Annotated in this window: 25 protein-coding genes; 16 read left to right on the top strand and 9 right to left on the bottom strand. The window is 73.0% G+C overall.

Annotated features, from left to right (window positions below):
• Window positions 1-127: 127 nt before the first annotated feature.
• The 6 genes from ACFWZ5_RS00125 (at window position 128) to ACFWZ5_RS00100 (ending at window position 7,653) form a co-directional block, all read left to right on the top strand.
• Window positions 128-1,153, top strand: a complete 1,026-nt coding sequence (locus ACFWZ5_RS00125; protein WP_384786706.1) for a DMT family transporter — start codon at window positions 128-130, stop codon at window positions 1,151-1,153.
• Window positions 1,150-1,782 (top strand): GNAT family N-acetyltransferase, encoded by a 633-nt coding sequence (locus ACFWZ5_RS00120; RefSeq protein ID WP_384786703.1) that lies wholly within the window; start codon window positions 1,150-1,152, stop codon window positions 1,780-1,782. The genes ACFWZ5_RS00125 and ACFWZ5_RS00120 overlap by 4 nt, the downstream gene beginning before the upstream one ends.
• Window positions 1,783-1,941: 159 nt before the next feature.
• Window positions 1,942-2,304 (top strand): STAS domain-containing protein, encoded by a 363-nt coding sequence (locus ACFWZ5_RS00115; RefSeq protein WP_384786700.1) that lies wholly within the window; start codon window positions 1,942-1,944, stop codon window positions 2,302-2,304.
• 112 nt (window positions 2,305-2,416) lie between these two features.
• Window positions 2,417-5,455, top strand: a complete 3,039-nt coding sequence (locus ACFWZ5_RS00110) for an NACHT domain-containing protein (RefSeq protein WP_384786697.1) — start codon at window positions 2,417-2,419, stop codon at window positions 5,453-5,455.
• Between the two features lie 209 nt (window positions 5,456-5,664).
• Window positions 5,665-5,868 carry a cold-shock protein gene (locus ACFWZ5_RS00105; protein ID WP_030069301.1) on the top strand — a complete coding sequence of 68 codons (204 nt, stop codon included), beginning with the start codon at window positions 5,665-5,667 and terminating at the stop codon, window positions 5,866-5,868.
• Between the two features lie 87 nt (window positions 5,869-5,955).
• Window positions 5,956-7,653: a DEAD/DEAH box helicase gene (locus tag ACFWZ5_RS00100; RefSeq protein ID WP_384890046.1), complete on the top strand. Its 1,698-nt coding sequence runs from the start codon at window positions 5,956-5,958 to the stop codon at window positions 7,651-7,653.
• A 24-nt stretch (window positions 7,654-7,677) separates the two neighbouring features.
• Here the strand turns inward: ACFWZ5_RS00100 and ACFWZ5_RS00095 are convergent, their stop codons facing one another.
• Window positions 7,678-8,904, bottom strand: a complete 1,227-nt coding sequence (locus ACFWZ5_RS00095; protein WP_384788247.1) for an MFS transporter — start codon at window positions 8,902-8,904, stop codon at window positions 7,678-7,680.
• A gap of 99 nt (window positions 8,905-9,003) precedes the next feature.
• Between ACFWZ5_RS00095 and ACFWZ5_RS00090 the strand changes: the two genes are divergently transcribed.
• Window positions 9,004-10,089, top strand: coding sequence for a DUF5937 family protein (locus ACFWZ5_RS00090; protein ID WP_384788249.1), 1,086 nt, complete (start codon window positions 9,004-9,006; stop codon window positions 10,087-10,089).
• Window positions 10,090-10,106: 17 nt separating this feature from the next.
• On the opposite strand, the gene ACFWZ5_RS00085 is transcribed toward ACFWZ5_RS00090, so the two are convergent.
• Together ACFWZ5_RS00085 and ACFWZ5_RS00080 are read right to left on the bottom strand one after the other, a co-directional pair.
• Entirely contained in the window at window positions 10,107-10,598 is a 492-nt protein-coding gene (locus tag ACFWZ5_RS00085; RefSeq protein ID WP_384788251.1) for a glutathione peroxidase, read from the bottom strand.
• A 10-nt stretch (window positions 10,599-10,608) separates the two neighbouring features.
• Window positions 10,609-11,433 (bottom strand): ABC transporter permease, encoded by an 825-nt coding sequence (locus ACFWZ5_RS00080; protein ID WP_384788254.1) that lies wholly within the window; start codon window positions 11,431-11,433, stop codon window positions 10,609-10,611.
• Window positions 11,434-11,542: 109 nt separating this feature from the next.
• Here ACFWZ5_RS00080 and ACFWZ5_RS00075 point away from each other — a divergent pair, with 109 nt between their 5' ends.
• The 4 genes from ACFWZ5_RS00075 to ACFWZ5_RS00060 all read left to right on the top strand — a co-directional run bounded on the left by ACFWZ5_RS00075 (window position 11,543) and on the right by ACFWZ5_RS00060 (window position 14,601).
• Entirely contained in the window at window positions 11,543-12,628 is a 1,086-nt protein-coding gene (locus ACFWZ5_RS00075) for an S-(hydroxymethyl)mycothiol dehydrogenase (RefSeq protein ID WP_384788257.1), read from the top strand.
• Window positions 12,628-13,275 (top strand): MBL fold metallo-hydrolase, encoded by a 648-nt coding sequence (locus tag ACFWZ5_RS00070; RefSeq protein WP_384788259.1) that lies wholly within the window; start codon window positions 12,628-12,630, stop codon window positions 13,273-13,275. Before ACFWZ5_RS00075 ends, ACFWZ5_RS00070 begins: the two co-directional genes overlap by 1 nt.
• Window positions 13,276-13,375: 100 nt before the next feature.
• Window positions 13,376-13,771, top strand: coding sequence for a GNAT family N-acetyltransferase (locus ACFWZ5_RS00065; RefSeq protein WP_384788262.1), 396 nt, complete (start codon window positions 13,376-13,378; stop codon window positions 13,769-13,771).
• A gap of 110 nt (window positions 13,772-13,881) precedes the next feature.
• On the top strand, window positions 13,882-14,601 hold the full coding sequence (locus ACFWZ5_RS00060; RefSeq protein ID WP_384788265.1) for a DUF2470 domain-containing protein: 720 nt from the start codon (window positions 13,882-13,884) through the stop codon (window positions 14,599-14,601).
• Between the two features lie 33 nt (window positions 14,602-14,634).
• Here the strand turns inward: ACFWZ5_RS00060 and ACFWZ5_RS00055 are convergent, their stop codons facing one another.
• Entirely contained in the window at window positions 14,635-14,919 is a 285-nt protein-coding gene (locus ACFWZ5_RS00055) for a hypothetical protein (protein ID WP_384788268.1), read from the bottom strand.
• A gap of 114 nt (window positions 14,920-15,033) precedes the next feature.
• Between ACFWZ5_RS00055 and ACFWZ5_RS00050 the strand changes: the two genes are divergently transcribed.
• Complete coding sequence (locus ACFWZ5_RS00050; protein WP_384788271.1) at window positions 15,034-15,645, top strand: isochorismatase family protein; 612 nt, start codon at window positions 15,034-15,036, stop codon at window positions 15,643-15,645.
• A 4-nt stretch (window positions 15,646-15,649) separates the two neighbouring features.
• Here ACFWZ5_RS00050 and ACFWZ5_RS00045 read toward each other — a convergent pair whose 3' ends face one another.
• The 5 genes from ACFWZ5_RS00045 to ACFWZ5_RS00025 all read right to left on the bottom strand — a co-directional run bounded on the left by ACFWZ5_RS00045 (window position 15,650) and on the right by ACFWZ5_RS00025 (window position 21,164).
• Window positions 15,650-16,699, bottom strand: a complete 1,050-nt coding sequence (locus ACFWZ5_RS00045) for a 2-dehydropantoate 2-reductase (RefSeq protein ID WP_384788274.1) — start codon at window positions 16,697-16,699, stop codon at window positions 15,650-15,652.
• A gap of 60 nt (window positions 16,700-16,759) precedes the next feature.
• Window positions 16,760-17,341 carry a GNAT family N-acetyltransferase gene (locus ACFWZ5_RS00040; protein ID WP_384788276.1) on the bottom strand — a complete coding sequence of 194 codons (582 nt, stop codon included), beginning with the start codon at window positions 17,339-17,341 and terminating at the stop codon, window positions 16,760-16,762.
• Between the two features lie 93 nt (window positions 17,342-17,434).
• On the bottom strand, window positions 17,435-19,438 hold the full coding sequence (locus ACFWZ5_RS00035; protein ID WP_384788279.1) for a glycoside hydrolase: 2,004 nt from the start codon (window positions 19,436-19,438) through the stop codon (window positions 17,435-17,437).
• A gap of 192 nt (window positions 19,439-19,630) precedes the next feature.
• Entirely contained in the window at window positions 19,631-19,945 is a 315-nt protein-coding gene (locus ACFWZ5_RS00030) for a putative quinol monooxygenase (protein WP_384788282.1), read from the bottom strand.
• Between the two features lie 229 nt (window positions 19,946-20,174).
• Window positions 20,175-21,164: an alpha/beta fold hydrolase gene (locus ACFWZ5_RS00025; protein ID WP_384788285.1), complete on the bottom strand. Its 990-nt coding sequence runs from the start codon at window positions 21,162-21,164 to the stop codon at window positions 20,175-20,177.
• A 145-nt stretch (window positions 21,165-21,309) separates the two neighbouring features.
• Between ACFWZ5_RS00025 and ACFWZ5_RS00020 the strand changes: the two genes are divergently transcribed.
• The 4 genes from ACFWZ5_RS00020 (at window position 21,310) to ACFWZ5_RS00005 (ending at window position 24,061) form a co-directional block, all read left to right on the top strand.
• On the top strand, window positions 21,310-21,981 hold the full coding sequence (locus ACFWZ5_RS00020) for a helix-turn-helix domain-containing protein (RefSeq protein ID WP_384788288.1): 672 nt from the start codon (window positions 21,310-21,312) through the stop codon (window positions 21,979-21,981).
• Window positions 21,982-21,991: 10 nt separating this feature from the next.
• A complete protein-coding gene (locus tag ACFWZ5_RS00015) occupies window positions 21,992-22,456 on the top strand; it encodes a nuclear transport factor 2 family protein (RefSeq protein WP_384788291.1) in 465 nt (154 codons plus the stop codon).
• A gap of 163 nt (window positions 22,457-22,619) precedes the next feature.
• On the top strand, window positions 22,620-23,198 hold the full coding sequence (locus ACFWZ5_RS00010) for a carboxymuconolactone decarboxylase family protein (RefSeq protein ID WP_384788294.1): 579 nt from the start codon (window positions 22,620-22,622) through the stop codon (window positions 23,196-23,198).
• Entirely contained in the window at window positions 23,195-24,061 is an 867-nt protein-coding gene (locus tag ACFWZ5_RS00005) for an RNA polymerase sigma-70 factor (RefSeq protein ID WP_384788298.1), read from the top strand. Before ACFWZ5_RS00010 ends, ACFWZ5_RS00005 begins: the two co-directional genes overlap by 4 nt.
• Window positions 24,062-24,163: the final 102 nt, after the last annotated feature.

The following is a 24,163-nucleotide window of genomic DNA, read 5'->3' as shown; positions in this document are numbered from 1 at the left end:
CCGCCTCTGCGCTCTTCCTGCCGCCCCACGGGTGCTCACCCGTGGGGCTTTTTCCGCTCGCTCTGAACTAAATTTTGTTCTATCGTGCTGTTTATCGCACACGAGCGTACGAGGAGAGGTGGCAGCAGTGAAGAGTCCGAGTCCGCCCGCCGTGACACCGTCGGCGAGCGGCTTAGCCGCCGGACCCCGGAGGTCCGCGAGCGGGCCCCAACTGGCCGCGCGCGTCGCGCTGGTGCTCGTCTGGAGCTCCGGCTTCGTCTCCGGGAAGCTCGGCCTGCGGCACGCGGCCCCGTACACCTTCGCGGCCCTGCGCTTCACGGTCGCGGGCCTGGTGCTGCTCGCCCTTGCGGGGCTGAGGCGGGAACGGCTGCCCCGGGGGCGGCAGTTGGGGCATCTGGCCGTGGCCGGGGTGCTGATGCAGGCGGTGCAGTTCTCCAGCATCTACGCGGGCATGGACCGCGGCGTGCCGTCCGGGCTCGCGGCCCTGATCATCGCGCTGTACCCGCTGACCGCGTCCCTCCTTTCGGTGCCGCTGCTGCACGAGCGCGTGTCGGCGGGGCAGTACCTGGGCCTCGTCCTGGGCCTCGGGGGCGTGGCCCTCGCGGTCGCGGAGGGCATCCAGGTGTCCGGCGGGTACGTGCTGGGGCTCGGGTTCGTCGTGCTCGGACTGCTCGGCATCTCCGTCGGCACCGTCTACCAGAAGCGCTTCTGCGGCCCCATGGAACCGGTGAGCGGCAACGCCGTGCAGCTCCTGGCCGCCGCGCTCGCCGTGCTCCCGCCCGCGCTGCTCGTGGAGGGCTGGGACGTGGAGTTCACGGCCGGGTACGGGCCGGTGCTGCTGTGGAGCGCGCTCGTCAACTCGATCGTCGGCGTCGGCCTCCTGTACCACCTGTTGCAGCGTCAGGGGACCAGTCAGGTCAGCAGCCTCTTCTACCTCGTGCCGATGAGCACGGCCGGTCTCGGCGCCCTGCTGCTCGGGCAGCACATCGGACCGCTCACGCTCGCCGGGCTCGCGCTTGCCACGGGCGGCACGCTCCTCGCCCACCGCGTCGGCGCGCCCACCCCATCGAGTGCCTCGGCGACCGTGACCGCATCGACTTCATCGACTCCATCGACCACTTCGGCGAACGACCACCACAGGAGGACGACATGAACCCGGAACTCGTCAGCACATGGGTACGGGGCTGGGCCGTCTCGCGGCGCACGCCCGCGCCGGTCGAGCACCCCTGGGGCCACTACATAGAGGTGGGCTCCGCGGACCACGTCGGGCGGCACGTCCTGCCCGACCCCACCGAGGCCGCGGTACGCGCGGCGGCCGCGTCCGTGGACGTGCCGTACACCTGGCTGAAGGTCCCCACCGCCCTGGCGGAGGTCGAGCCGTGGCTGCCCGCGGGCTGGACGGTGGACAAGGAGGAGTCCGGCTACCTGATGGCGGTCGACCTCCGGGCGGAGGAGACGGCGGCGCCCGAGGGCTATCGCCTGTCGGTGGAGACGGACGACGGCGTGACGTTCGCCCGGGTGCACGACGCCACGGGCGCGCTCGCCGCCCGGGGGCAGATGGCTCTCCTCGGCCGGGCCACGGTCATGGACAAGATCGTCACGGAGGAGGCACACCGCCGCCGCGGCCTCGGCACCTTCGTGATGCGGTCGCTCAGCGCGGAGGCCCGCGCCCGGGGCGCACGCGTGGGCGTCCTGGGCGCGACGCCGGACGGCCGCGCCCTGTACGAGACGCTGGGCTGGACGCTGCACGCGCCGCTGGCGGCGTGCGTGTACCGGCCCTGAAGCGCTCTCTCGCCGTCGGAACATCAGGGTGCGGGTGCTGTCCCGGCGTCAAGTGCGTGGCATCGCAGGGCAAAAGAGAGATCGTCACCGCGTGGGACATCGGTACCGTGTACAGGGTCTTCGACCTGCACGGCCCTGCACCAGCGGAAGGCGCGAAAGATGGCTGCCGTCTCGCCCCAGCACTTGCACGTGGACATCGTCTCCGGGCTCGATCCCGCCCTGGTGCGTGTGCGGGGAGATCTGGACCTGGAAAGCGCCCCCTTGCTGCGGACGGCCCTGGCGCCGCTGCTGCACCGACGGGTGGAACTGGACCTGGCCGACGTCGCCTTCATGGACTCCTCCGGCATCAACGCCCTGGTCGTGCACCATCGGCGCAGCCGGGACGCCGGCGGCCACCTCGGCGTGATCGCCATATCCAGGGCGGTCGAACGGGTCCTGCACATCACGGGAGTCGACGCCCTCCTCGTGAGCTCCCGCGCCCCGGACGAGCCGGGCGGGCGCCCGGAGACAGACCCGCCCTAGCGCAGGGCTCCGCCTGACCGGGACCCCGCCTGGCGTGCCCGTTGCGCACAGTGCTCCACTCGACCGCCCGCCCCGTGCCAGAGTGGGGGACCGCACACGGGGAGTGGGGGCCATGGGGGCGCGCAAACCGCTGACGTTCACCGACGCGCTGGTGCTGCTCGGCGCCGAGCCACCCCGCCTCGCGGCGCTCGACCGGGCGCTCGGCGGGGTGCTCAACCAGGCCACCGGCGGCATCAGCGGCACGGTCCTCGGCATGGCCGACGCCCAGGGCCGCCTCCTCGGACTCGGCCGGGACGTGATGCGGGGCGTCGGCGCGCGCCTGGGGCGGAGCCAGGGGCGGGCGGAGCGGTCGGACGTGCTGCGCGCCGCGCACACGGTCATCGTAGTGGTCGCGTTCTTCGAGGCCCTCCAGGAACTGGACCTGCCGTTCGACCTGGACGACGTGGCGCTGACCCGCGCGGAGCAACTCGCCCTGGCCCAGGCCGACACGGCGCCCTCGGAGCCCGCACCCGCCGTCATGGACCTCGTCGCGCCGCTCCTGGCCACCGACCTGCCCTGCCCGGCGCCGCACCTGCCGCCGGAGGTCGTCGCGGCGGCCCTGCTGACCCGCTACCTCTCGTACGCCGACAGGTTCCTGCGCTTCATCGAGGGCCTCGACTTCTGGGACCGCCTGGAGCCGCGCCGCCAGAACGAGGCCCGGCAGACCGTGACCGGCGCGGGACTGCCGAACGCGGCCCTCGCCCGCTACCAGGGCCTCTACACCCGCCTGGCCACGGAAGCCCCCGAATTCGCGTTCTGGACGACCCAGGTCGAGCAGCAGGCGACCCGCGCCGAAGTGCGCCGTGCGCTGGACAGCATGGAGACGCTCCTCGCGCGCACCGCCCGGTGGATGCGGCCACCCGTCGACGTGGCCGCCGCGCTCGCCCGCGCCTACCGCGCCGCCCTGACCCGTACCGTCCTGGACGCCGACGCCGCGCCGGACGGCATCCACATCCCCACCCTCGAAGAGCTCTACCTCGACCCGGACTTCAGGGCGAGCGGAGTGTCCGGTCCCGGCGGACCCGCCGACGAGCAGTGGTGGGAGCAGGTCCCGGTCCGCCAGGACCTCACCCAGTACCTGGCGGGCGCCCTCACGTCGCCGCACCTGACGGAGGCGCCGCTGCTGATCCTCGGCCAGCCCGGCGCGGGCAAGTCCGTCCTGACCCGGGTGCTCGCCGCGCGCCTGCCGTCGGTCGGATTCCTGCCGGTCCGGGTCCCGCTGCGGGACATGCGCGCGGAGGACGAGCTCCAGGACCAGATCGAGCACGCGGTCCGCGCGGTCACGGGCGAGACGGCGAGCTGGCCCGAGCTGGTGCGCGCGGCCGGCGGCAGCACTCCCGTCCTGCTCCTCGACGGATTCGACGAACTCCTGCAGACCACCGGCGTCCACCAGAACAACTTCCTCGTCCGCGTCGCCCAGTTCCAGCGGCGCGAGGCCGACCAGGGCCGCCCCGTCCTGGCCCTGGTCACCAGCCGCACCGCCGTCGCCGACCGCGCCCGCTACCCCGAAGGCCTGGTGGCGCTGCGCCTTGAGCCGTTCCGGGCCGAACAGATCGAGCAGTGGCTGACCGTGTGGAACGCGGCCAACGCCGGCGCCCTGCGCGCCCACGGGCAGGCGCCGCTCACCTGGCAGCACCTCGCACGGCACGCGGACCTCGCCGCTCAGCCCCTGCTGTTGACCATGCTCGCGCTGTACGACGCCACCGAGGGCGGCCTGCGGCGTGCCACCGGCGGCGCCTTCGACGTGGCCGGCCTGTACGAGGAGCTCCTCTCCTCGTTCGCCCGCCGCGAGGTCGGCAAGTCGACGCTCGACGCCGTGCCCGACCAGGAGACCGCCGAGCGCGTCGAGCGGGAGCTGCAGCGCCTGTCCCTCGTGGCCTTCGCCCAGCTCAACCGCGGCCGCCAGTGGGTGTCGGCCGCCGAGCTCGAAGAGGACCTCGCGGCGGTGCTCGGCCGGGAACCCGTGCAGACGTCCGGGTTCCGCACCCCGCTGACCACCGCCGACGCGGCGCTCGGCAGGTTCTTCTTCGTCCAGCGCGCCCAGTCCGTACGCGACGGCCAGATGCTCGCCACCTACGAGTTCCTGCACGCCACCTTCGGCGAGTACCTGGCGGTCCGGCTCGCCCTGCACCTGCTCACCGACCTGCTCACGCCCCGCCCCGCGCTCTCGCTCGGCGGCGCCCGCATCGACGACGACCTCGCCTACGCCCTCCTGTCGTACACCACCCTGTCGTCCCGCCAGATGCCGCGCTTCGCCCGGGCGCTCACCAGCCGGCTGCCCCCGGCCGAGCGGCGCAGGCTCAGCCGGCTCCTCATCCAGGTCCTCGCCCAGCACGGGATGCGCACCGGCGACCAGCACGCGGCCTACTGCCCGTGGCCGCTGCGCACCGCGCGCCGGCACGGCCTGTACGACTCCAACCTGGTCCTGCTGATCGTGCTGCTCGCCGAGCGCTGCTCGGTGGCCGAGCTGTTCCCCGACGCCGACGACCCGGTGGCCCTGTGGCACCGGCACTGCCTGCTGTGGCGGTCGGCGATGCACGAGAGCCAGTGGACGGACTTCGCTCTGTCGCTGAACGTGTCCCACTCCTGGGACGAGACCGGGCGGACCCTCCACCTCTCGCCGCGCACGGATCGGCGGCAGTTCGGCGTCGAGCCGCCCCCGCCGCTCGACATGAACTGGCTCTTCCACTACCCCGAGGGGCACGGGGGAGCGGGCTGGTCGCGGTCGTACTGGGACGACATCTGGCACAAGATGTCCGTGTCCGGCGGCACCAACGACGCGACGGTCCGCCACGCCATGGACCCCGTGTTCCGCTGGCTCGGCCCGGCGGTGACGACCTTCACCCCCATGGAGCGGGCGCCCGCCTCCTCGCTCGCCCACGACCTCCTGGAGCTGATCCTGGCCAACCGCGCGCAGGTGGCCGACAGCTACCTCAGCGACCTGTATGTGAGGGCGCTGCGCGGGATCCAGGAGCTGCCCCCGCGCACCCCGTACCGCACGCGGGCCGCGCACCTCCTGGAGACGGCCTTCGCCCAGGACCGGGAGCGCCTGCCGGACGACCTCTTCGGCGACGTCGTGGACTTCCTGCGGGAAGATCTGCAAGCGCCCTGAACAAGGCCCCACCCCCTTGGGAACGAGGCCTCACTCCCGTGGGAGCGAGGCCCCACCCCCCGTGGGCGCCGAGTTGTGTTAGGCTTTTGGAGTTGCAGTTGTGGTACCCATGAACCTATGTGCGCCTGACGGGAATGCTTTCCTTTCAGGCGCATTTGTTGTTTTCCGGCATCTCCGGATGGGGCCTCTGCCTACAGAAGGAGAAGGTCATGGCACAGGGAACCGTGAAGTGGTTCAACGCCGAAAAGGGTTTCGGCTTCATTGAGCAGGACGGCGGCGGCCCCGACGTCTTCGCGCACTACTCGAACATCGCGACCCAGGGCTTCCGTGAGCTCCAGGAGGGCCAGCGGGTCTCCTTCGACGTCACGCAGGGCCAGAAGGGCCCGCAGGCGGAGAACATCGTCCCCGCCTGATCGCCGGACGCGTATCCACGCACCGGGGTCCGCACTCTCAAGGTGCGGATCCCGGTTTGTGCTGTTTCCAGGAAGGTAAATCACCGCATGTCCCGCAGGCCCCAGAAGTCGAACCGGCGCACCGCGTCGCCCCGGCCGTCCGCGTCGACGCCGCAGGAATTCCGGCTGCCGGAAAGCACGACTCCCGCACTTCCCGCCGTCGAGGACTTCGCCGGTCTGGACATGCCCGCGGGGCTCCTGAAGACCCTCACCGCGCAAGGTGTGACCACCCCCTTCCCCATCCAGGCCGCCACGCTGCCCAACTCGATCGCGGGCCGCGACCTGCTCGGCCGCGGACGCACCGGCTCCGGCAAGACCCTCGCCTTCGGGCTCGCGCTCCTGGCCCGCACGGCAGGGCTGCGCGCCGAGTCGAAGGCGCCCCTCGCCCTCGTCCTCGTGCCCACCCGTGAGCTCGCCCAGCAGGTGACGGACGCGCTGACCCCGTACGCGACCGCGGTGAACCTCCGCCTCGCCACCGTGGTCGGCGGCCTGTCCATCACCAAGCAGGCCGCGACGCTGCGGCGCGGCGTCGAGGTGCTCGTCGCGACCCCCGGCAGGCTCAACGACCTCGTGGAACGCGGGGACTGCGCGCTCGGCGACGTACGCATCACCGTGCTCGACGAAGCCGACCAGATGACCGACATGGGCTTCCTGCCGCAGATCACCAAGCTGATCCAGCAGGTGCGGCCCGACGGGCAGCGCATGCTCTTCTCGGCGACGCTCGACCGCAACATCGACCGCCTGGTGCAGCGGTTCCTGACCGACCCCGTGGTGCACTCCGTGGACCCGTCCGCGGGAGCGGTGACCACCATGGAGCACCACGTGCTCCACGTCCAGGACGAGACCGACAAGAAGGCCGTCACCACGCGGATCGCGGCCCGTGACGGCCGGGTCATCCTCTTCCTCGACACCAAGAGGTCCGCCGACCGGCTCGCCAAGCGGCTCCTGGCCGTCGGCGTCCGCGCCGCGGCACTGCACGGAGGCCGCTCCCAGCCGCAGCGCAACCGCACCCTGGAACAGTTCAAGAGCGGCCACGTCACCGCGCTGGTGGCGACGAACGTCGCGGCCCGCGGCATACACGTCGACGACCTCGACCTCGTCGTGAACGTCGACCCGCCCACCGACCACAAGGACTACCTCCACCGGGGCGGCCGCACGGCCCGCGCCGGGGGCTCCGGCAGTGTGGTCACGCTGGTCCTGCCCGACCAGAAGCGGGACGTCACCCGGCTCATGTCGGACGCGGGCATCCGCCCCCGCACGGCCCGCGTCACCTCGAGCGACGCGGAACTGGCCACCCTCACCGGCGCCCGCGAGCCCTCCGGCGTGGCCGTCACCATCGAGGTCCCCCAGCCCACGCCGCCGAAGGCGTCCCGCACGGACCGCAAGACCGGCGCCGCGCCCGGCGGGCGGTCCGGGCGCCGCCGCGGCAAGGGCGGCGGGGCCGCAGCGGCGTCGGGCAAGCCCACCGGAACCGAGGGCCGGGGCTCGGGCCGCCGGGCCGCGGCCGGTGAGGCCCCGGCGACCGGCGGGCGCGGCTCTGCCCGCCGGGCGGGAGCCGACGGGCCCAGTACGGGTGCCGCAGGCACGGGCCGCCGCCGCTCCGACCGCCGTACCGCGGCCGCGACCACCGCTGCCCCCGGCAAGGCCGCCCGCGGCTCCGGCCGGCGTACGCCTGCGGGCGGCGCCGACACCACCGGCGGCCGTGGCTCCGGGCGCCGGGGCGGGCGCCGTACTCCTACGACGTAGCCGTACGCGACACGTCGGTGCCGCTCACACCCCACGGCCGTGGCCGCCGAGCCGCGCCCCTCGATCCTTCTCGGTGGCGACCGCGGAGGCCGAGAGGAGCGTCGCGGCGGCGAGGCTGCCCCACAGGGCGGCCGAGCCGTGGGGTGCGAGAGCGGTGATGGCCGCCGGGGACACGGCGAGGCCGAAGCCCGTGGAGAGCTCGAAGCGGGCGAGGGTGCGGCCCAGGACAGGGGCCGGGGCGAGGGCGGTGACCAGCGCGGTGGCGCTGCCGGCGTAGATGATCTCGCCGATGGTGCAGAGCACGGACACCGCGGCGACGGCCGGGGCGGCCAGGCCGTGTCCCAGCGAGGTGGCCGCGAGGAAGCCGAGGTAGGACGCGGCGAGCACCACGCCGGCGAGCGCCAGCACGGTCCGCCGGGCGAAGCGGGACAGCAGGACGGTGACGGGAACCTGCAAGGTCACCACCAGGACCGTGTTGGCCACGAAGATGGCTGCCGACCACACCGGGGACGCGTGCACCTGGGTCACCAGGACCAGGGGGAGCGCGATTTCGGGGACGTTGAGGCAGAAGACGTAGATCACGTTGGCGGCGAGCAGCGCGCGCATCCGGGGTGCGGGCCCGTCGGCCCTGTCCTCGGTCGCGGCAGCGGTGGGGTGCGCGTGCAGGTGGACCGACCACGCCAAGGCCGCCGCGGTGAGATAGGCGAGCCCGGTGACGGCCGCGAGGGCCTGCAACGCGGCGGTGCCGCCCGCCAGGCATGCGGTGGCGAGGAGCGCGCCCACGCCGAGCCCCGCGTTGCGCAGGGCGCGGCCTGCCGCGAGCGCGGCGTCGCGCTCCCGGCCGTGGGCGACCGTGGCCACGAGCGCCGCGTGGGCGGCCGGCCAGGCCTGGTTGCCGATGCCGAGGAAGAGCGCCGCCGTCGCGAACAGCCAGACGTGCCCGGCCGGGGCGGCGAGGAGCAGCGCCACCCCGAGGACCCGTATCAGCATCGACGCCGCCACGACCGTGCTGCGTGCGCCCCGGTCGAGCCAGCGGCCCACCGCGGGCATGCACGCCAGACCCACGACGATGCCGACCGTCATGGCGATGCCGGTGGCCGGCGCGGAAAGACGCAGGACCGTCACGCCGTAGAGCAGCAGAAAGGGCCGCAGCAGGCCGGTGCCGAGCGCGTCCACGGCCAGGGCGACGGCGTAGCGGGGGCCGCCGGAGGCACGGACGAGGGCGCGCGGCTTGATCTTGGTGGTGGGCATGGAGCCCACCGTGCGGGCGGCCGCCCGGCGGCGCCCGTCGCTTGACCAAGACCGTCAAGCGACGCCGTCGCCGACCGTCCGACCAGCGATGATGTACGGATGACGCTGCGCATCGACATCAGCGGCCTGCCGTCCGAGCGACTGCGGTTCGCCGCCTCCCCGCTGGCCGAGCTGACCGCGATGCTGCATGTGCTCGCCGAACCCGGGCACCATCCGCAGCTCGCAGGCTGGGCCGCGGACGTCCGGGCGAGGCTGCGCCCTGAGCTGGCCGAGCGGCTGCGCGAGGCGGAGTTCCTCTGGCGGTCCTCGCAGGCCGACTTCCTGCTCCCCGCCCGGCCCCGGCCGACCCTCGCCGAGGAGCTGGACGACGTGGACCGGATCGACGACGACGCGTACGTGACCGCGGCGCTCGTCCCCACGTGCGGCGGCCGGCGGGTCCGGCTCGCCGTGCCGTCGCCACTCACCGACGCGGCGGCGCGCGAGCGGGCCCTCGACCTGGCCCAGGCCCGCGGCGGCCGGCAAGAGGCCTTCGCGGAACGGCTGTTCGCGGACCCGGCCGCGGTGCGGGCGCGGGTGCGCGACACTCTCGAACAGTGCGCCGAGGCCTTCTTCGACGCCGCCTGGGCGGGCGTCGCCGTGCGGCTCGCCACCGATCTGCGCCTGAAGAACGACCTGGTGCAGCGCCAGGGCATCGGGGCGGCGCTCGCGTCGGTCTCCGGCGCGGTCACCCTGGCACCGGACGGCGACTGCATCGTCGTGGACAAGCTGCAGGACAAGGCGACCTCCGCCCACGGCACCGGGGTCACCTTCATCCCCAGCGTCTACGGCAGCCCGCACCTGGTGGTGGTCCACGCGCCCGGGTGGCAGCCGGTGGTGCAGTACCCCGTGGCCGAGGCGGTCCCGGCGGAGCCGGTGTCGCTGGAAACGGTCACCCTGCGCCTGGAGGCGCTCTCCCATCCGGTACGGCTGCGCCTGCTGCGCACCCTGGCCCGCGGCCCGCACACCACCGGTGAGCTGGCCCACACCTGGGAGCTCTCCCTCCCGGAGGTCTCCCGCCACCTGGCCGTCCTGCGCCGCGCGGGCCTGGTCACGGCCCGGCGGCACGGCCGCTACGTCCGGCACACCCTCAACCTGCCCGATCTGACGGCGCTGGGGACCGATCTGCTGGCGGCCGTGCTGCGCTGACGTGCGCTCAGCGTCGGTCAGGCGGGCAGGGCCGCCTCGATGGCGGCGATGAGTTCAGGCGCGTCGGGCTCAGTCTGCGGCGAGAAGCGGGCCACGGCGTTGCCCGAACCATCCACCAAGATCTTTTCAAAGTTCCATCGCACATCCCCGGTGTGGCCCTCCGCGTCCACCGCCGTGACCAGGTTGCGGTAGAGCGCGTGCCGGGCCTCGCCGTTGACGTCGACCTTCTCCGTCATGGGGAACGTCACGCCGTACGTCGCCGAGCAGAACTCCGCGATCTCGTCGGACGTGCCCGGCTCCTGGCCCATGAACTGGTTGCAGGGCACGCCGAGGACGGTGAAGCCGCGGGCGGCGTACGTCTCGTGGAGGCGCTCCAGGCCTTCGTACTGGGGGGTCAGACCGCACTTGGAGGCGACGTTGACGATGAGGACGGCCTTGCCCCGGTACTGGGCGAGGTCCGCGGGGCCGCCCTGGAGGCGCTCGATCTCTACTGCGTCGTAAACAGACATGCCGGGGAGCCTACGCTCCGGCCGCGTCGGCAGGAGAGGCGGGCCGAGCGGGCTCCGGCGGCTCCTCGCGGTGCAGCTTGCCGTGGGCGACCAGCTCGACGGTCACGGCCACCGCGATGGCCTGCACCGCCATCAGGGCGATGAGGACGAACAGCTGGACCGCGCCCGCCTGGACGGGGGAGGCCCCGCCGAGCAGCATGCCGACGAAGGCGCCGGGGAGCGTGACCAGGCCGACCGTGCGGGTCTGGTCGAGGCCGGGCAGGAGGGCGTCGGACGCGGCGGGCCTGATGACCTCGAGGCGGGCGTCGCGGGGGAGCAGGCCGAGGGCGAGGCCCGCCTCGAACTCGCCCGTGCGGGTGCGCAGTTCGTCCAGGGCGCGGCGGCCGCCGAGGACCGTGGCGGTGAGCGCGCCGCCGATGAGGATGCCGGTCACCGGAATCATGGCGATGCCGCGCACCGGCACCAGGCCCGCGAGGGTCAGGGCCGCGACGACCGGGACGACCGGCGTCGCGACGGGCACCGCGGCCCACCACCATGTGCCGTTCGGCGTGATGCGGCGCCCGGCCGTGCGCGTGGCCACGCCGAACATCAGCAGCAGGAAGGCGAACAGGGCCGCCACGTGGTGCACCACCCAGCCGATGACCAGGGACACCGCGGCCAGCTGGGCCGCCGCCCGCACACCGGCCACCCCGATCTCCCGCGCCCGCCCGCGCGTCCCGTCGGGCGAGAGCCGGAAGACGGCCGCCGTCGTGGCCGCGGCGACGAGCAGCACGAGCAGGACGACGGCCAGCGTCACATTCACGGGCAGCAGCGTTTGAGCAGCGAGTACACGCACGCACTCACCCTAGGCGGGGTGGCCGTAGGCTCCTTTCGTACCGGCGCGTTCGGCCCTTTGCCGACGTCGCGCCGGGGTGACGTACGCAGCGAGAGAAGGGCGACGAGTCATGGCGCAGCAAGTGCGGGGCGTGATCGCACGCGCGAAGGGTGAGCCGGTGCGGATCGAGACGATCACCGTGCCGGACCCGGGGCCGGGTGAAGCCGTGGTGAAGGTCCAGGCGTGCGGGGTCTGTCACACCGACCTGCACTATCGCGAAGGCGGCATCAACGACGACTTCCCGTTCCTGCTCGGGCACGAGGCGGCCGGTGTCGTGGAGTCGGTGGGCGAGGGCGTGACCGAGGTGGCGCCCGGGGACTTCGTGATCCTCAACTGGCGTGCGGTGTGCGGCCAGTGCCGCGCCTGTCTGCGCGGGCGGCCGCAGTACTGCTTCGCCACGCACAACGCGAAGCAGAAGATGACCCTGGCCGACGGCACCGAGCTCTCGCCCGCGCTCGGCATCGGCGCGTTCGCGGAGAAGACCCTGGTCGCGGCCGGGCAGTGCACGAAGGTGGACCCGGAGGCCTCACCGGCCGCGGCGGGCCTGCTGGGCTGCGGCGTGATGGCCGGGCTCGGCGCGGCGATCAACACCGGCGGCGTGGGGCGCGGCGACTCGGTCGCCGTGATCGGCTGCGGCGGCGTCGGCAACGCCGCCGTCGTGGGCGCGCGCCTCGCGGGCGCCGCGAAGATCATCGCGGTGGACATCGACGACCGGAAGCTGGAGACCGCCCGCGGCCTCGGCGCCACCCACACCGTCAACTCCCGCGCCACCGAGCCGGTCGCGGCCGTCCGCGAGCTGACCGGCGGCTTCGGGGCCGACGTCGTCATCGAGGCGGTCGGCCGCCCCGAGACGTACGAGCAGGCCTTCTACGCCCGCGACCTGGCGGGCACGGTCGTCCTCGTGGGCGTGCCGACCCCGGACATGCGGATCGATCTGCCGCTGCTCGACGTGTTCGGGCGCGGCGGCGCGCTCAAGTCCAGCTGGTACGGGGACTGCCTGCCCTCGCGGGACTTCCCGATGCTCATCGACCTGTACCGCCAGGGCAGGCTCGACCTCGACGCGTTCGTGACCGAGACGATCGCGCTCGACGAGGTCGAGAAGGCCTTCGAGCGCATGCACCACGGCGACGTCCTGCGCTCGGTGGTGGTCCTGTGATGGCCGCCGCCTCCGCGGGCGCCGTGCGCGTCGAACGCCTCGTCACCTCCGGCACGTTCTCGCTGGACGGCGGGACCTGGGACGTCGACAACAACGTGTGGCTCGTCGGCGACGACCGGGAGGTGCTGGTCGTCGACGCCGCGCACGACGCCGACGCCATCGCGGCGGCCGTCGGCGGGCGCCGCGTCGTCGCCGTCGTGTGCACGCACGCCCACGACGACCACGTCGACGCCGCCCCGGCGCTCGCCGACCGCACCGGCGCGCCCGTCCTGCTGCACCCGGACGACCTGGAGCTGTGGAAGCTCACGCACCCGGACCGGGCGCCGGACGGCGAACTGGCCGACGGTCAGGAGCTGGACGTCGCGGGCGTGACGCTGACGGTCCTGCACACGCCGGGCCACTGCCACGGGGCGGTGAGCCTGTACGCGCCGGAGCTCGGCACGGTGTTCACCGGTGACACGCTGTTCGCGGGCGGCCCCGGGGCCACGGGGCGGTCGTTCAGCGACTTTCCCACGATCGTCGCGTCGATCCGCGACCGGCTCCTGACGCTGCCGCCGGAGACGGTGGTGCGGACCGGCCACGGTGGGACGACCACGATCGGCGCGGAGTCCGGACAGGTGGAGGAGTGGCTCGCGCGCGGCCACTGAGTCGCGCGCGACCTGCTCGGAAGGCCACCTGGGGCGCCGCCTCGGGTGGCTTTTTCGCGCTGCTAATGTGTAGCAGGTGAACACTAATACTGACTATTACATGGTGCGTGCCGAAACTCCCTCGGTGGAGACCTACCTCCGACTGCGCGTCGAGTCGGGCCTGAGTGCCCGGGCCCCCGAGGCGGCCCGCATCGGCCTCGCCAACACCTGGCACGCGGTGACCGTCTACTGCGCGGACGAGCCCGTCGGGATGGGGCGCGTCATCGGCGACGGCGGATGTGTCTTCCAGGTCGTCGACATCTGCGTCCTGCCCGACCATCAGGGCCGCGGCCTGGGCAAGCAGATCATGGCGGCGCTGGTCGACGAGCTCGAACGCCGCGCGCCCAAGAGCGCGTACGTCTCCCTGATCGCGGACGGCGACGCCCGCTTCCTGTACGAGAAGTTCGGCTTCCGCGACACGGCTCCCGAATCGATCGGCATGCACCGCTGGGTCTGACCGGCGCGCGCCGCCGGGGTCGGACGGGCGGCGCGCCGCAGGTCGCGCGTGGTGGCCGCGCTCCTCGATCTCCGATAAGTTAGGCAAGGCTTACCTAATGGAGGTTGAGGATGGGTGTCCGACACATCAGCACGACCATGCCCACGGCCGCGGCGCGCGCTCGTTCCGTGCTCGCCACCGCCTGGTCCTGCGCGGTGACCACGGAGATCGGCAAGGACGATCTCGTCGGTGCCCACAGCGTCACCGACCGGGGCACGGTGCTCCTGCACCCGCCGGAGGACAGTGCCCTGGCCGCCGCCCTCATCTGCGCGCCGCGCGGCGAGCCGTCCACGCTCGTCGAGTTGGCCGACGTCGCGCCCGTGCCCGTCAGGGACCGGGTCCGCGCCCGCCTCTGGCTCTCCGGCACCCTCACGGTCACCCGCGAACACCTCGCCTTCCAGCCGACCTGCGTCGTGCTGCACGACGCGCACGGCCGCACCGGCGTCGACCTGGAGGAGTTCGCGCTCGCCGACGCCGACCCGCTCGCCCACGCCGAGTCCCGGCTGCTCACGCACCTCGCCGACTCGCACCCCGACGCCGTGGAGCAGCTCACCCGGCTCGTCGCGGCGGACAGCCTCGCGGGCGTCGTGAACGTCAAGCCGATCGCCATCGACCGGTACGGCCTGACGCTGCGTCTGGAACGCGCGAGCAGCCAGGCCGACGTACGCCTGGTCTTCCACCAACCCGTCGACGACCTCGGCCAGGTCACCGAGCGCATGCACGCCCTGCTGACCAAGGCCCGCCTGCTGCGCCGCCCGGTGCTGCGCCCGGTGACGCCGCCGGAGTCCTGACGCGCGACGGACCTTTCCGGGTTCCGGGGGGGCTCAGGGTTCTTTGTGCGGCGCCGCCGCGCCGGACCGCAGGGACCGCAGCGCGAGCAGCAGTACGCCGATGTCATCGAGCAGCACCGGGTCGGGCAGCAGGTCGGCCGGGAGGACGAAGTACGCGACCGCGCCCCAGAACACCCACTGACGCCCCGTGGGAAGTCCCGCCTGCCGCAGCGCGCGCCGGGTGCGGACGAGACGTACGAGGAGGACGACCGCGACCGCGAGCGTCGCGGCCACCAGGACCGCGGCGACGACCAGCAGCGCCGTGACTTCCGCACTCATCGCCCCAGGCTAGGCGCGGACGCCGCCGTGCCGAGGGAGCCACGAGGGCCGTGCGGCCGGTGCGAACCATGGGGCGGATGCGGGCCGATGGGAACGCGCGGGCATGATGGGCATATGACCGCCCAGAGCCCTTCCGCGACCCCCGGACCCACCGAACCCGCCAAGCCGACCGAACCCGTTCAGGCCCTGATCGTCGTCGACATGCAGTCCGCGTTCGTCACCGGCGCCGAGGCCGTCCCCGACGCCGAGCGCGTCCTGCGCCGCACCGAACAGCTCATGGCCAAGGCGCGGGCGGCCGACGTCCTCGTCGTCCAGCTCCAGAACGACGGGCCCGAGGGCGCCCTCGACGAGCCCGGCACGCCCGGCTGGCAGGTCGAGCTGCCCGTCGACGCCGACCGCGGCGAACTCGTGCTCCGCAAGACCGTCGACGACGGCTTCGAGGAGACCGACCTCGAACACATCCTGCGCGAGGAGGGTGTCACCGCGCTCGCCCTGTGCGGCGTGCAGTCCGAGATGTGCGTGGGCGCCACCGCGCGCACGGCCCTCGACCTGGGCTTCCGCGTGGTCCTGCCGCACGACGCGCACGCGACGTACGACATCCCGGCGGCCGCGGGCATCAGCGACGCCGTACCGGCGGCCATGGTGTCGCGTGTCGCCGAATGGGCGCTCGGCGACGAGGTCGAGATCGTGCCGAGCGCGGACGACGTGAGCTTCACGGCACCCTAGGCGCCTACGTGGTGGGCGCCGCCCCCTGCGGGGAGCGGGTCGCGAGGACGCTCGCCACCTCGTACAGATAGCGGTTGACCGGCGTCGGTGTCCCGGTGCGCTCGCCGAGCCGGACCACCGAGCCGTTCCACGCGTCGAGCTCGGACGGGCGGCCGGACAGGATGTCGCGCTGGAGCGACGAGGTGCCCTCGGCGGGCTGCTGGTCGATGAAGTCCAGGGTCCGGTCCACGATGTCGTCCGGAAGCCGGACGTCGAGGGCGCTCGCGACCCGCTGGATCTCCGTCATGCCGTCGACGAGCAGCTGCCGCGTCCCCGGCCGCGACCGCAGCACGCCGAACGGCGCGTCGGCCACGGTGCCGAGCCCGCCGAAGGGCACGACGAAGAGGAACTTGGCCCACAGCTCGGCCCAGATGTCCTCGGGCGCCGCGGTGGACACCGACGCGCCGGTGAGCGCGGCCCTGAGGCGGGCCACGCGGTCCGACGCGCGGTCGTCCCACTCGGCGAAGGCCAGCGAGGCGGGCCCGCCGACGTGGCGCACACGGCCGGGCCCGTCCAGATGCGCGATGATCTTCGCGGTGCCGGGCAGGACCGCGTCCCGGCCGACCTCCGCGGCCACCTGCTCCGGGGCCTCCACGCCGTTCTGCAGGGTGACGACCGCCGTGCCCGGGCCGACGAGCGGCTTCAACGCGGCGATGGCGGGCGGCAGTTGCCAGGTCTTGACGCACAGCAGGACGAAGTCGACCTCGCCGATGTCCCGGGTGTCGTCGGTCGCGTGCACGTGCGCGACGGCGAAGTCACCGGCCGCGCTGTCCACGGTCAGGCCGCTCTCGCGCAGCGCCGCCAGGTGGGCGCCGCGCGCGACGAAGCCGACGTCGTGCCCGGCGGCGGCGAGCCGTCCGCCGAAGTAGCCGCCGATCCCGCCGGTGCCGACCACCGCGACCTTGATCTTGTCCGCGACCGTCCCCGCGACCGTCCCCGGGCTCGCCCCCGCGTCCGTCCCCGTGTCCGTCCCCGCGTCCGTCTCCGTGACCTTCCCCGCGATCTTCTCCGTCATGGAGAACCTCCCCTGATGCACGGTCACCGTACGGGCGTACGGCGGCTCGACCGGGCCACCCTAACCGAGCCCGTCAGGTGTTCGATCGGCCTGCCGTGCCGCCCGCCACTCCGGCGCGAGCACCGACCAGATCTCCTCGTCGTGCCGCTGCCCCCGGTACAGATAGCTCTGCCGCAGCACGCCGTCCCGGGTCATGCCGAGGCGCTCGGCCACCGCGATGCTCGGCGCGTTCTGTGCCGACACCCACCACTCGACGCGGTGGATGCCGCGCTCCTCCACCGCCCAGTCGATGAGCACCCGCACCGCCCGGGTCACCAGGCCCCGGCCCGCCGCCGACGGCTCCAGCCAGCAGCCCGCCTCGGCGGTGCCCTGCGCGACGTCCATCGTCCGCAGCAGCACCGCCCCGACGAGCCCGCCGTCCGCCCAGATGCCGCAGAGCCGCCCGGAGTCGGCGGCGGCCTTGTCCGCGTACGCCTGGAGGTAGGCCCGGCCCGACTCCAGGTCCTTGACGACGTCGGGCAGCGCGTTGTGCCGCCCGATGAACTCCCGTCCTCGGTCGATGTGAGCCAGGAACTCCTCGGCCTGCCACGGTTCGAGCGGCCGCAGTTCCGCGCCGTCGTCACCCAGGGATATCGCGTACATCGTCACTTTCCACGGTCGGGGGCGGTGCTCGTCGCGGGGGATCTTCTCACGGGCCGGGCCGCGGGGGCCCGGCGCGCCTCGACGACGTGCCGGTCACCGCTCCGCGCCGGGGCACAGGCGGCGCGGCTTCTTGTCGCCCTTGAGCGTCGCGTCCACGCAGCCGCCCGGGAGGCCGTCGTGGGCGGCGGTGCCGAAGTTGGCGGTGACGGTGAGGGTTCCGCGGCCGAAGACGGTGCGCTGGACGGTGCGGTCGTGGGTGAGGGTGCGGAAGGAGGTCAGGGGTTCGGTCGCGGCGGCCCGGTGCAGGGGAGCGAAGTACTTCTGGAGCCCGGCCAGTTCGTGGCCCCGTTCCTTGAGGGAGGCGCCGTCGAGGACGAAGTTGAGCGGGGTGTTGTAGAGCATGGCGAGGAGGGCCCGGGTGGTCTTCTGCTTCGGGAGCTTGTCGTAGGGCAGCTCCCAGCGCTCGGTGTTGACGAGGGAGTCGTGCAGGGCCGTCTCGTACAGGGGGACGCGGTAGGCCGGGTCGTACATCGCCTTGGCCACGGCGGCGGGGAGCTCGGCGGGTTTGAAGAAGACGCCCGGCGCCTTGGCGGGGGCGTAACCGCCCCACTTCTCCTTGTCCTTCTGGGCCGTCCAGAGCCCGTCGGCCACGGGTGTGCCGGAGCCGTGGTCGAAGGCGAGCACCTGGTTGGCCCACGCGCCGGCGGACTCGGATCCGAGCACGAGACTGTTGCCGTCGGTGAGGCGCTTCATGCGGGCGAGCCGGTTGGCGCGGTCGCGCGCCTTGGTCATGGGGTGGGCACTGCTGTGGTCGCGGAACAGCTCGCCCGCCGCGTCGACGTCGAGGAAGTAGCTGTCGGCGCCGTTGGCCGTCATCGCGCGGGTGCGGTCGGCGAGGTGGTGGCGGGTGGGCTCGGCCTGCTCGAACGCCTCGGAGCTGAGGTAGCAGCCGCGGTCGTGGAAGCCGGGGCGTGGCTTCCCGGCGGCGTCCCGGACACAGAAGTCGGGGTACACCCGGCCGGGCCAGACGGAGGTGGGCGCGTCGGCGGTCCTGGGGTCCTGGCCGTTGGCGAACGAGTCGTAGGGGCCCACGAGATAGCCCGCGTCCTTGGCCGCGGTGACGGCGGCGGCACCCATCGGCCGGTCGTCGGCGTCGTAGCCGAGCCACATCCGGTCCACGCCGAGCGCACGCAACTGCCGTACGCCCTGGGGCTTGCGCGCGTCGCCCCACAGGTAGGCGTGGAAGGCGCCCAGGAGCTTGCGCGTTGCCGGTGCGGCCTGGATCTTCTTCCGGAGGCTGCCGAGCTGCCCGTGTTCGGAGAGCCAGGCGCGGTAGTCCACGGCGGGCGCGACGGGGGAGCCGTCGGTCAGGGAGAGGGCGACGGTGTAGCGGGTGGTGCCCTCGGCGCGGGAGAAGCGGTGGGTGGCGGTGGTGCGCAGCCGTCCCCGGTCGGACGTCGTCCGCAGGGACGTGCCGATGTCGGTGGGGACGAGGTAGCTGACGCCCTGGCGGCCGAGGGTGTGGCCCCACAGCGGCATCGTCAGGTCCGACTCCAGCGCGAGGTCGCCGCCGGTGAGCTGGGCGGCGGGCGAGTTCCAGAAGCGGTCGGTGACGGGCAGGGACAGCCCTTCGCCGCGCGGCAGTTGCAGGGCGGAGGCGGCGCGGTCGGTGCCGGTGACGGGCCACTTCAGGGCGCGGTCGGCCGGGCCCGTGGCCGAGATCGAGACGAGGAGTCGCCCCTTGGCGGCGCGCGCGGTCACGGAGAGGCCCTTGCCCGGGTAGCTCCAGCGGGCGCCGTCGGAGGTCCTCGTCACCGGACCGGGGGCACCGGGCGCGGTCGCGGCGGGCGCCGAGAGCTCCACCGTGCCGTGCCCGGTACGGGCGGTGACGCGCAGGGAGGTGGTGTCGACGGTGGCTGTGCCGCCCCGTACCGGAATGTCGACGACACCGTCGGCGATACGGGAGGGGTGCGGCGCGACGGCCGCGGGGGAGGAAGCGGAGGCGGAGGGCGCGATGAGCGCGAGGCAGGACAGGGACGCCACCAGGGCCGTGGCGGCGGCGCGGGTGCTGGTGTGGCGTGCGGTGGTGGATGGCATGAGGGATGGGTAGTCGGCGGATGTAAGAGGACTTCTAAGAGAACGGTTGAGCCGCGTTGGCGGATTCGCAGTCCTTCGTGTCCACGGCGGCCGATTCGCAAGGGATCGTGCTTCGGTGAGGGGAGTTGAGCTCTGCTCCACCCGGCTGGCTGCACGGCACCCGTCGCGGGCATCCCCTCAGGCGGGCATCGGTCAGGCCTCGGGATACGGGCTGAGCATGGTGTCGAAGTAGCCCTCCGGGGATTGCTCCAGGAAAGTCGACAGGTTTTCCAGGAAGGCGCGCAGCGGGGGAGTGGCGTTGTGCCGGTCCAGGTCTTCCTGGGAGCGCCAGACCTCGTACAGGAAGAAGCAGCCGTCCTCGTGCTCGTGGAGGTGGTACTGCAGGTTGCCGGGCTCTTGTCTGGTGGGTTCGACGAAAGAGGAGAGGATGCGCCGGACCTCGTCCGCGCGCTCCGGCCTGGGGCGCAGGAAACCGTAGAGGGCGATGGGGCGATCTGTGTTCGTCATACGGTCGCCGGATGCAAGCTGGAGACCCTCCAAGAACACCTCCAGGGTCTGGACGACCGGATCTCCGCGCTGTCGGAAACCCGCACCTCCCTGGCCGGGCTCATCTCCGCCACCCAGGCCCGCGAGCCGACACTCCCGTAGGACCGCTACGGCGAGGACACCTCCACCGGGCTGCTGGCCACCGCGATCATCATCGACGGCGCCCTGAGCAACCAGCAGGTCGACACGGTCACCCGCCCTGGAGGGTGGCGAGCCAGCCGGTCAGCAGGCGGTTGACCTCGTCGGGGCGTTCCTGCTGGATCCAGTGGCCGCAGCCGTCCAGGAGGTGGGAGGCGGACAGGGCGGGGAGGGTGGTGGGGTAGGCGTCGATGGCGTCGGCCATCCAGGTGGTGGAGGCGTCCAGTGTGCCGCCGATGAACAAGGCGGGCTGTGTGATCGGGGCGCCGTGGTGGGGCGTGAGGTCTTCCCAGTCGCGGTCCATGGTGCGGTAGCGGTTGAGGGCGCCGGTCAGGCCGGTGCGTTCGAACTCCCCGGCGTAGACGTCGAGGTCGTCCTCGGTCAGCCAGGCCGGGAGCGGGCCGGCGGGGAAGCGGTCGCGCAGCTGACCGCCCGGGGTGACGAAGTGCGGGTCGGGCTCGCCCTTGGCCGGCATGGTGTCGGCGGACAGTGCCGCGTAGAAGCCCGCGAGCCAGCCCCGTACGTCGGGCTCGATCTCCGCCTCGGCGCGGCCGGGCTGCTGGAAGTAGGAGACGTAGAACTCCTGCTCGGGGCCGCCGATCCGGCTGAAGATGTCGGTGGGGCGGGGGCCGCCGGGCGGCGCGTAGGGGACGCTCAGCAAGCCGACCGCGCGGAAGACTTCGGGGTGGAGCAGGGCGGAGGCGGCGGCGATGTTGGAGCCCCAGTCGTGGCCGACGATCACCGCGCTCTCCTCGCCGAGGGAGCGCACGACGGCGACGTTGTCCGCGACCAGGTCGAGCATGCGGTAGGCGTCGGTCGCGGCGGGCTTGGAGGAGCGGCCGTAGCCGCGTACGTCGATCGCCACTGCCCGGTACCCGGCCGCGGCGAGGGCCGGGAGCTGGTGGCGCCAGGAGTACCAGGACTCGGGGAAGCCGTGCACGAGCAGGACCAGCGGGCCGGTGCCCTGCTCTGCCAGGTGCAGGCGCCCGGCCGGGGCCTCGACGGTGCGGTGGCGCGGTGCGGCGGTCGGCTCGGATCGCATGGGGGACTTCTCCTCGGTTCGTGGGCGGCCGACGGGAACCCATCGATCATGCGGCGCTGTGGCCACTCGGCGCGATCAGCGTTGCCATTCTGGCAAGGTTGCAGGACAGGGCGGTGAAGCGGCACGGCGGGAAGGAACGGGGCCCATGGCAGGTGACGACGTGACCCGGACGCTGGCGGCGATGGGGCCACGGCTGCGGGTGCTGCGCGAGCGCCGTGGCGTCACACTCGCCGCTGTCAGTTGCGCGACCGGCATCTCGCCCAGCACGCTGTCGCGGATCGAGACCGGCCGGCGCAAGCCCACCCTGGAGGTGGTGCTGCAGCTGGCGAAGGAATACGGAGTCGGCCTGGACGAGCTGGCCGGCACCGCGCCCGCCTCTGCGGCCGAGCCCCGCAGCATGGCGCCGCACAGCTTCGGCGACGACAAGGCGGTGTTGCCGCTGACCCGGTACGTCGGCGGCCTGCACGCCCACAAGCACGTGCTGCCCGCCGTCGCGGAGCCGCCCGGGCGGCCCCGCCAGAGGTCTCACGAGGGCTACGAGTGGCTGTGCGTCCTGTACGGGCGGCTGTGGCTCGCCCTCGGCAACCAGGACCTCGTCCTGACCTCCGGAGATGTCGTCGAGTTCGACACCCGCACCCCCCACGCAGTCGCCAACGCCGGATCCACCGGACCGGTCGAGTATCTGATCATGTTCGGGCCCCAAGGAGAACGCCTACGGCCGCGCACCCCTCCAGCCACTGGTCGCGGGACCGGTGACAGCAAGGCTGCCATACGAGAGGTGCCTGGAGGGCGACCACGGCTCCCGGAGGGCCGCTAGGGTCGGCGCCATGCGAGACACCGCCGCCCAACTGGCCGACAGAGTCGCCGCGTCGGGAACCGAGGAGCACCGCAACATCACCACGGCCGTCCGCTACCACGAAGCCGTCGCGCGCTTCGCGGGCGAGGACGAGCTCGCCGCCTTCTTCCACCCGGACGCGGTCCACACCCAACTGCCCAACGCCCTGTTCCCCGACGGCACCGTCCGCGATCTGCCGAGCATGCTCGCCGCGTCGCAGCAGGGCCGTCACCTGCTCGCCGACCAGCACTTCGACGTGACCAACGCGATGGCGACCGGCTCCCGGGTGGCCCTGGAGACCGTCTGGTCCGGCACGCTCGCCGTCCCGCTCGGCGACCTCCCCGCGGGCCGTGCGCTGCGCGCCCACATCGCGGTGATCCTGGAATTCCGCGACGGCAGGATCATCGCCCAGCGGAACTACGACTGCTACGAGCGCCTGCGGCCCGCGGAGTCCTAGTCGGCATCACCCCGTTCCAGCCCTGCCAGGTACGCGGAGACAAGCTCAGCGGTCGTCACACTGCCTCCTCGTGAGGTCGGCGGGTGTCACATCCGCGGACCGGCCGGTGTCTTCATGTCGAACGGCCGGACAGGCACCCGTACTTCCGCACAAGGAGAACACCATGACGCTGCGCGTCCCGAAGGCAGAGCTTCCCGCCGAGCTGCGCGAGAGCACGATCGAGCAGCTGGGCGCCGTGCCCGAGCCCACCGAAGTGGTGTGGAACAACCCCAAGGTCGCCGAGGCCTACCAGGCGTTCACGGCCGCGCTGGGCGGGTGGGACGCGGCCGACGCGAGCCTCAAGACCTTTGCGCACATGGCTGTCGCGGCACAGATCGGCTGCAGCTGGTGCCTCGACATCAACTACTTCCTCGCGCAGAACCAGAACCTGGACCTGACCAAGGCGAGCCAGGTGCCGCGCTGGCGGCAGTCGGAGGTGTTCACGCCGCTGGAGCGCGACGTGCTCGCGTACGCGGAGGCCATGACGAACACACCGCCGACCGTCACCGACGAACTGTCGGCGCGGCTGCTCGACGAGCTCGGCGCGGCCGCCCTGGTCGAACTCACCTCGTTCATCGGCTTCGCCAACCTGGCGTCCAGGTGCAACACGGCGCACGGCATCACGTCGCAGGGCTACTCCGACGCCTGCGAGATCCCGCTGACCGCGCGCCCGGAGACGGCCGACGTGGCGCCGACGGCATGACCGACGACCCGTTCGTCACCCATCGCAGCCTGCTCTTCACCGTCGCCTACGAGATGCTCGGCTCCGCGGCCGACGCGGAGGACGTGGTGCAGGAGTCCTGGCTGCGCTGGGCCGACGTCGACAAGGCGCAGGTGCGCGAGCCGCGGGCTTATCTCGTGCGCACCGTCACGCGGCAGGCGCTCAACCGGCTGCGTACGCTGGCGCGCAGCCGCGAGGACTATGTGGGCGAGTGGCTGCCGGAACCGCTGCTCACCCGGCCCGATGTCGCCGAGGACATCGAGTTCGCGGAGAGCGTCTCGATCGCGATGCTGACCGTCCTCGAAACGCTCGGGCCGACGGAGCGCGCGGTGTTCGTGCTCCGCGAGGTCTTCGAGATGCCGTACGGCGAGATCGCCGGGGCGACGGGCAAGTCCGCGGCCGCGGTCCGGCAGATCGCGCGCCGGGCCCGCGAGCACGTGGCGGCCCGGCGGCCGCGGGTGGCGGTGAGCCCGGCCGAGCAGCGGGCCGTGGTGGAGCGGTTCCTGGCCGCGCTGCGCACCGGGCAGCTGCAGGAGCTCCTCGAGGTCATGGCGCCGGACGTCGTCATGATCGCCGACGGCGGCGGGCTCGTCACCGCCGCGCTGACCCCGATCCACGGGGCCGACGTGGTGGCGGACATTCTCGCGCGCGCGAACCAGAAGGTGACCGCGCTCGAGGCGACCACCGTCTGGCTGAACGGCGCGCCCGCGGGACGCATCGCGTTCGACGGCGAACCGGCCGCGGTGAGCCTCGCGGTGGAGGACGGGCGGGTCACCCGGATCTACGTGGTACGCAACCCGCAGAAGCTGACGCGCCTCGACGAACTGGCCGAACTCGCGAGGTAGGCGCGCGGCACTGAGGGGGGGGGCGGGTGGTGATGGCGGGGTACCCCCCCCCCGGAAACAACACACCCCCCGCGGTCACGCAGTTACAATTGGGGGGGACAC

Source organism: Streptomyces sp. NPDC059003, assembly GCF_042740445.1.
In the GTDB taxonomy this organism is placed as follows: domain Bacteria; phylum Actinomycetota; class Actinomycetes; order Streptomycetales; family Streptomycetaceae; genus Streptomyces.
Note: the sequence above shows the minus strand (reverse complement) of the source record. Positions and strands in the feature narration are given on the sequence as shown.

Bases quoted from the DNA above. Each gene is read 5' to 3' on its own strand.
- ACFWZ5_RS00020 (WP_384788288.1), top strand. From the start codon at position 21,310: ATGGCAGGTGACGACGTGACCCGGACGCTGGCGGCGATGGGGCCACGG.
- ACFWZ5_RS00085 (WP_384788251.1), bottom strand. From the start codon at position 10,598: ATGTCTGTTTACGACGCAGTAGAGATCGAGCGCCTCCAGGGCGGCCCC.
- ACFWZ5_RS00010 (WP_384788294.1), top strand. From the start codon at position 22,620: ATGACGCTGCGCGTCCCGAAGGCAGAGCTTCCCGCCGAGCTGCGCGAG.
- ACFWZ5_RS00070 (WP_384788259.1), top strand. From the start codon at position 12,628: ATGGCCGCCGCCTCCGCGGGCGCCGTGCGCGTCGAACGCCTCGTCACC.
- ACFWZ5_RS00055 (WP_384788268.1), bottom strand. From the start codon at position 14,919: ATGAGTGCGGAAGTCACGGCGCTGCTGGTCGTCGCCGCGGTCCTGGTG.
- ACFWZ5_RS00025 (WP_384788285.1), bottom strand. From the start codon at position 21,164: ATGCGATCCGAGCCGACCGCCGCACCGCGCCACCGCACCGTCGAGGCC.
- ACFWZ5_RS00030 (WP_384788282.1), bottom strand. From the start codon at position 19,945: ATGACGAACACAGATCGCCCCATCGCCCTCTACGGTTTCCTGCGCCCC.
- ACFWZ5_RS00045 (WP_384788274.1), bottom strand. From the start codon at position 16,699: ATGACGGAGAAGATCGCGGGGAAGGTCACGGAGACGGACGCGGGGACG.
- ACFWZ5_RS00090 (WP_384788249.1), top strand. From the start codon at position 9,004: ATGACGCTGCGCATCGACATCAGCGGCCTGCCGTCCGAGCGACTGCGG.
- ACFWZ5_RS00110 (WP_384786697.1), top strand. From the start codon at position 2,417: ATGGGGGCGCGCAAACCGCTGACGTTCACCGACGCGCTGGTGCTGCTC.
- ACFWZ5_RS00035 (WP_384788279.1), bottom strand. From the start codon at position 19,438: ATGCCATCCACCACCGCACGCCACACCAGCACCCGCGCCGCCGCCACG.
- ACFWZ5_RS00005 (WP_384788298.1), top strand. From the start codon at position 23,195: ATGACCGACGACCCGTTCGTCACCCATCGCAGCCTGCTCTTCACCGTC.
- ACFWZ5_RS00105 (WP_030069301.1), top strand. From the start codon at position 5,665: ATGGCACAGGGAACCGTGAAGTGGTTCAACGCCGAAAAGGGTTTCGGC.
- ACFWZ5_RS00065 (WP_384788262.1), top strand. From the start codon at position 13,376: ATGGTGCGTGCCGAAACTCCCTCGGTGGAGACCTACCTCCGACTGCGC.
- ACFWZ5_RS00040 (WP_384788276.1), bottom strand. From the start codon at position 17,341: ATGTACGCGATATCCCTGGGTGACGACGGCGCGGAACTGCGGCCGCTC.
- ACFWZ5_RS00120 (WP_384786703.1), top strand. From the start codon at position 1,150: ATGAACCCGGAACTCGTCAGCACATGGGTACGGGGCTGGGCCGTCTCG.
- ACFWZ5_RS00050 (WP_384788271.1), top strand. From the start codon at position 15,034: ATGACCGCCCAGAGCCCTTCCGCGACCCCCGGACCCACCGAACCCGCC.
- ACFWZ5_RS00115 (WP_384786700.1), top strand. From the start codon at position 1,942: ATGGCTGCCGTCTCGCCCCAGCACTTGCACGTGGACATCGTCTCCGGG.
- ACFWZ5_RS00015 (WP_384788291.1), top strand. From the start codon at position 21,992: ATGCGAGACACCGCCGCCCAACTGGCCGACAGAGTCGCCGCGTCGGGA.
- ACFWZ5_RS00075 (WP_384788257.1), top strand. From the start codon at position 11,543: ATGGCGCAGCAAGTGCGGGGCGTGATCGCACGCGCGAAGGGTGAGCCG.
- ACFWZ5_RS00060 (WP_384788265.1), top strand. From the start codon at position 13,882: ATGGGTGTCCGACACATCAGCACGACCATGCCCACGGCCGCGGCGCGC.
- ACFWZ5_RS00095 (WP_384788247.1), bottom strand. From the start codon at position 8,904: ATGCCCACCACCAAGATCAAGCCGCGCGCCCTCGTCCGTGCCTCCGGC.
- ACFWZ5_RS00100 (WP_384890046.1), top strand. From the start codon at position 5,956: ATGTCCCGCAGGCCCCAGAAGTCGAACCGGCGCACCGCGTCGCCCCGG.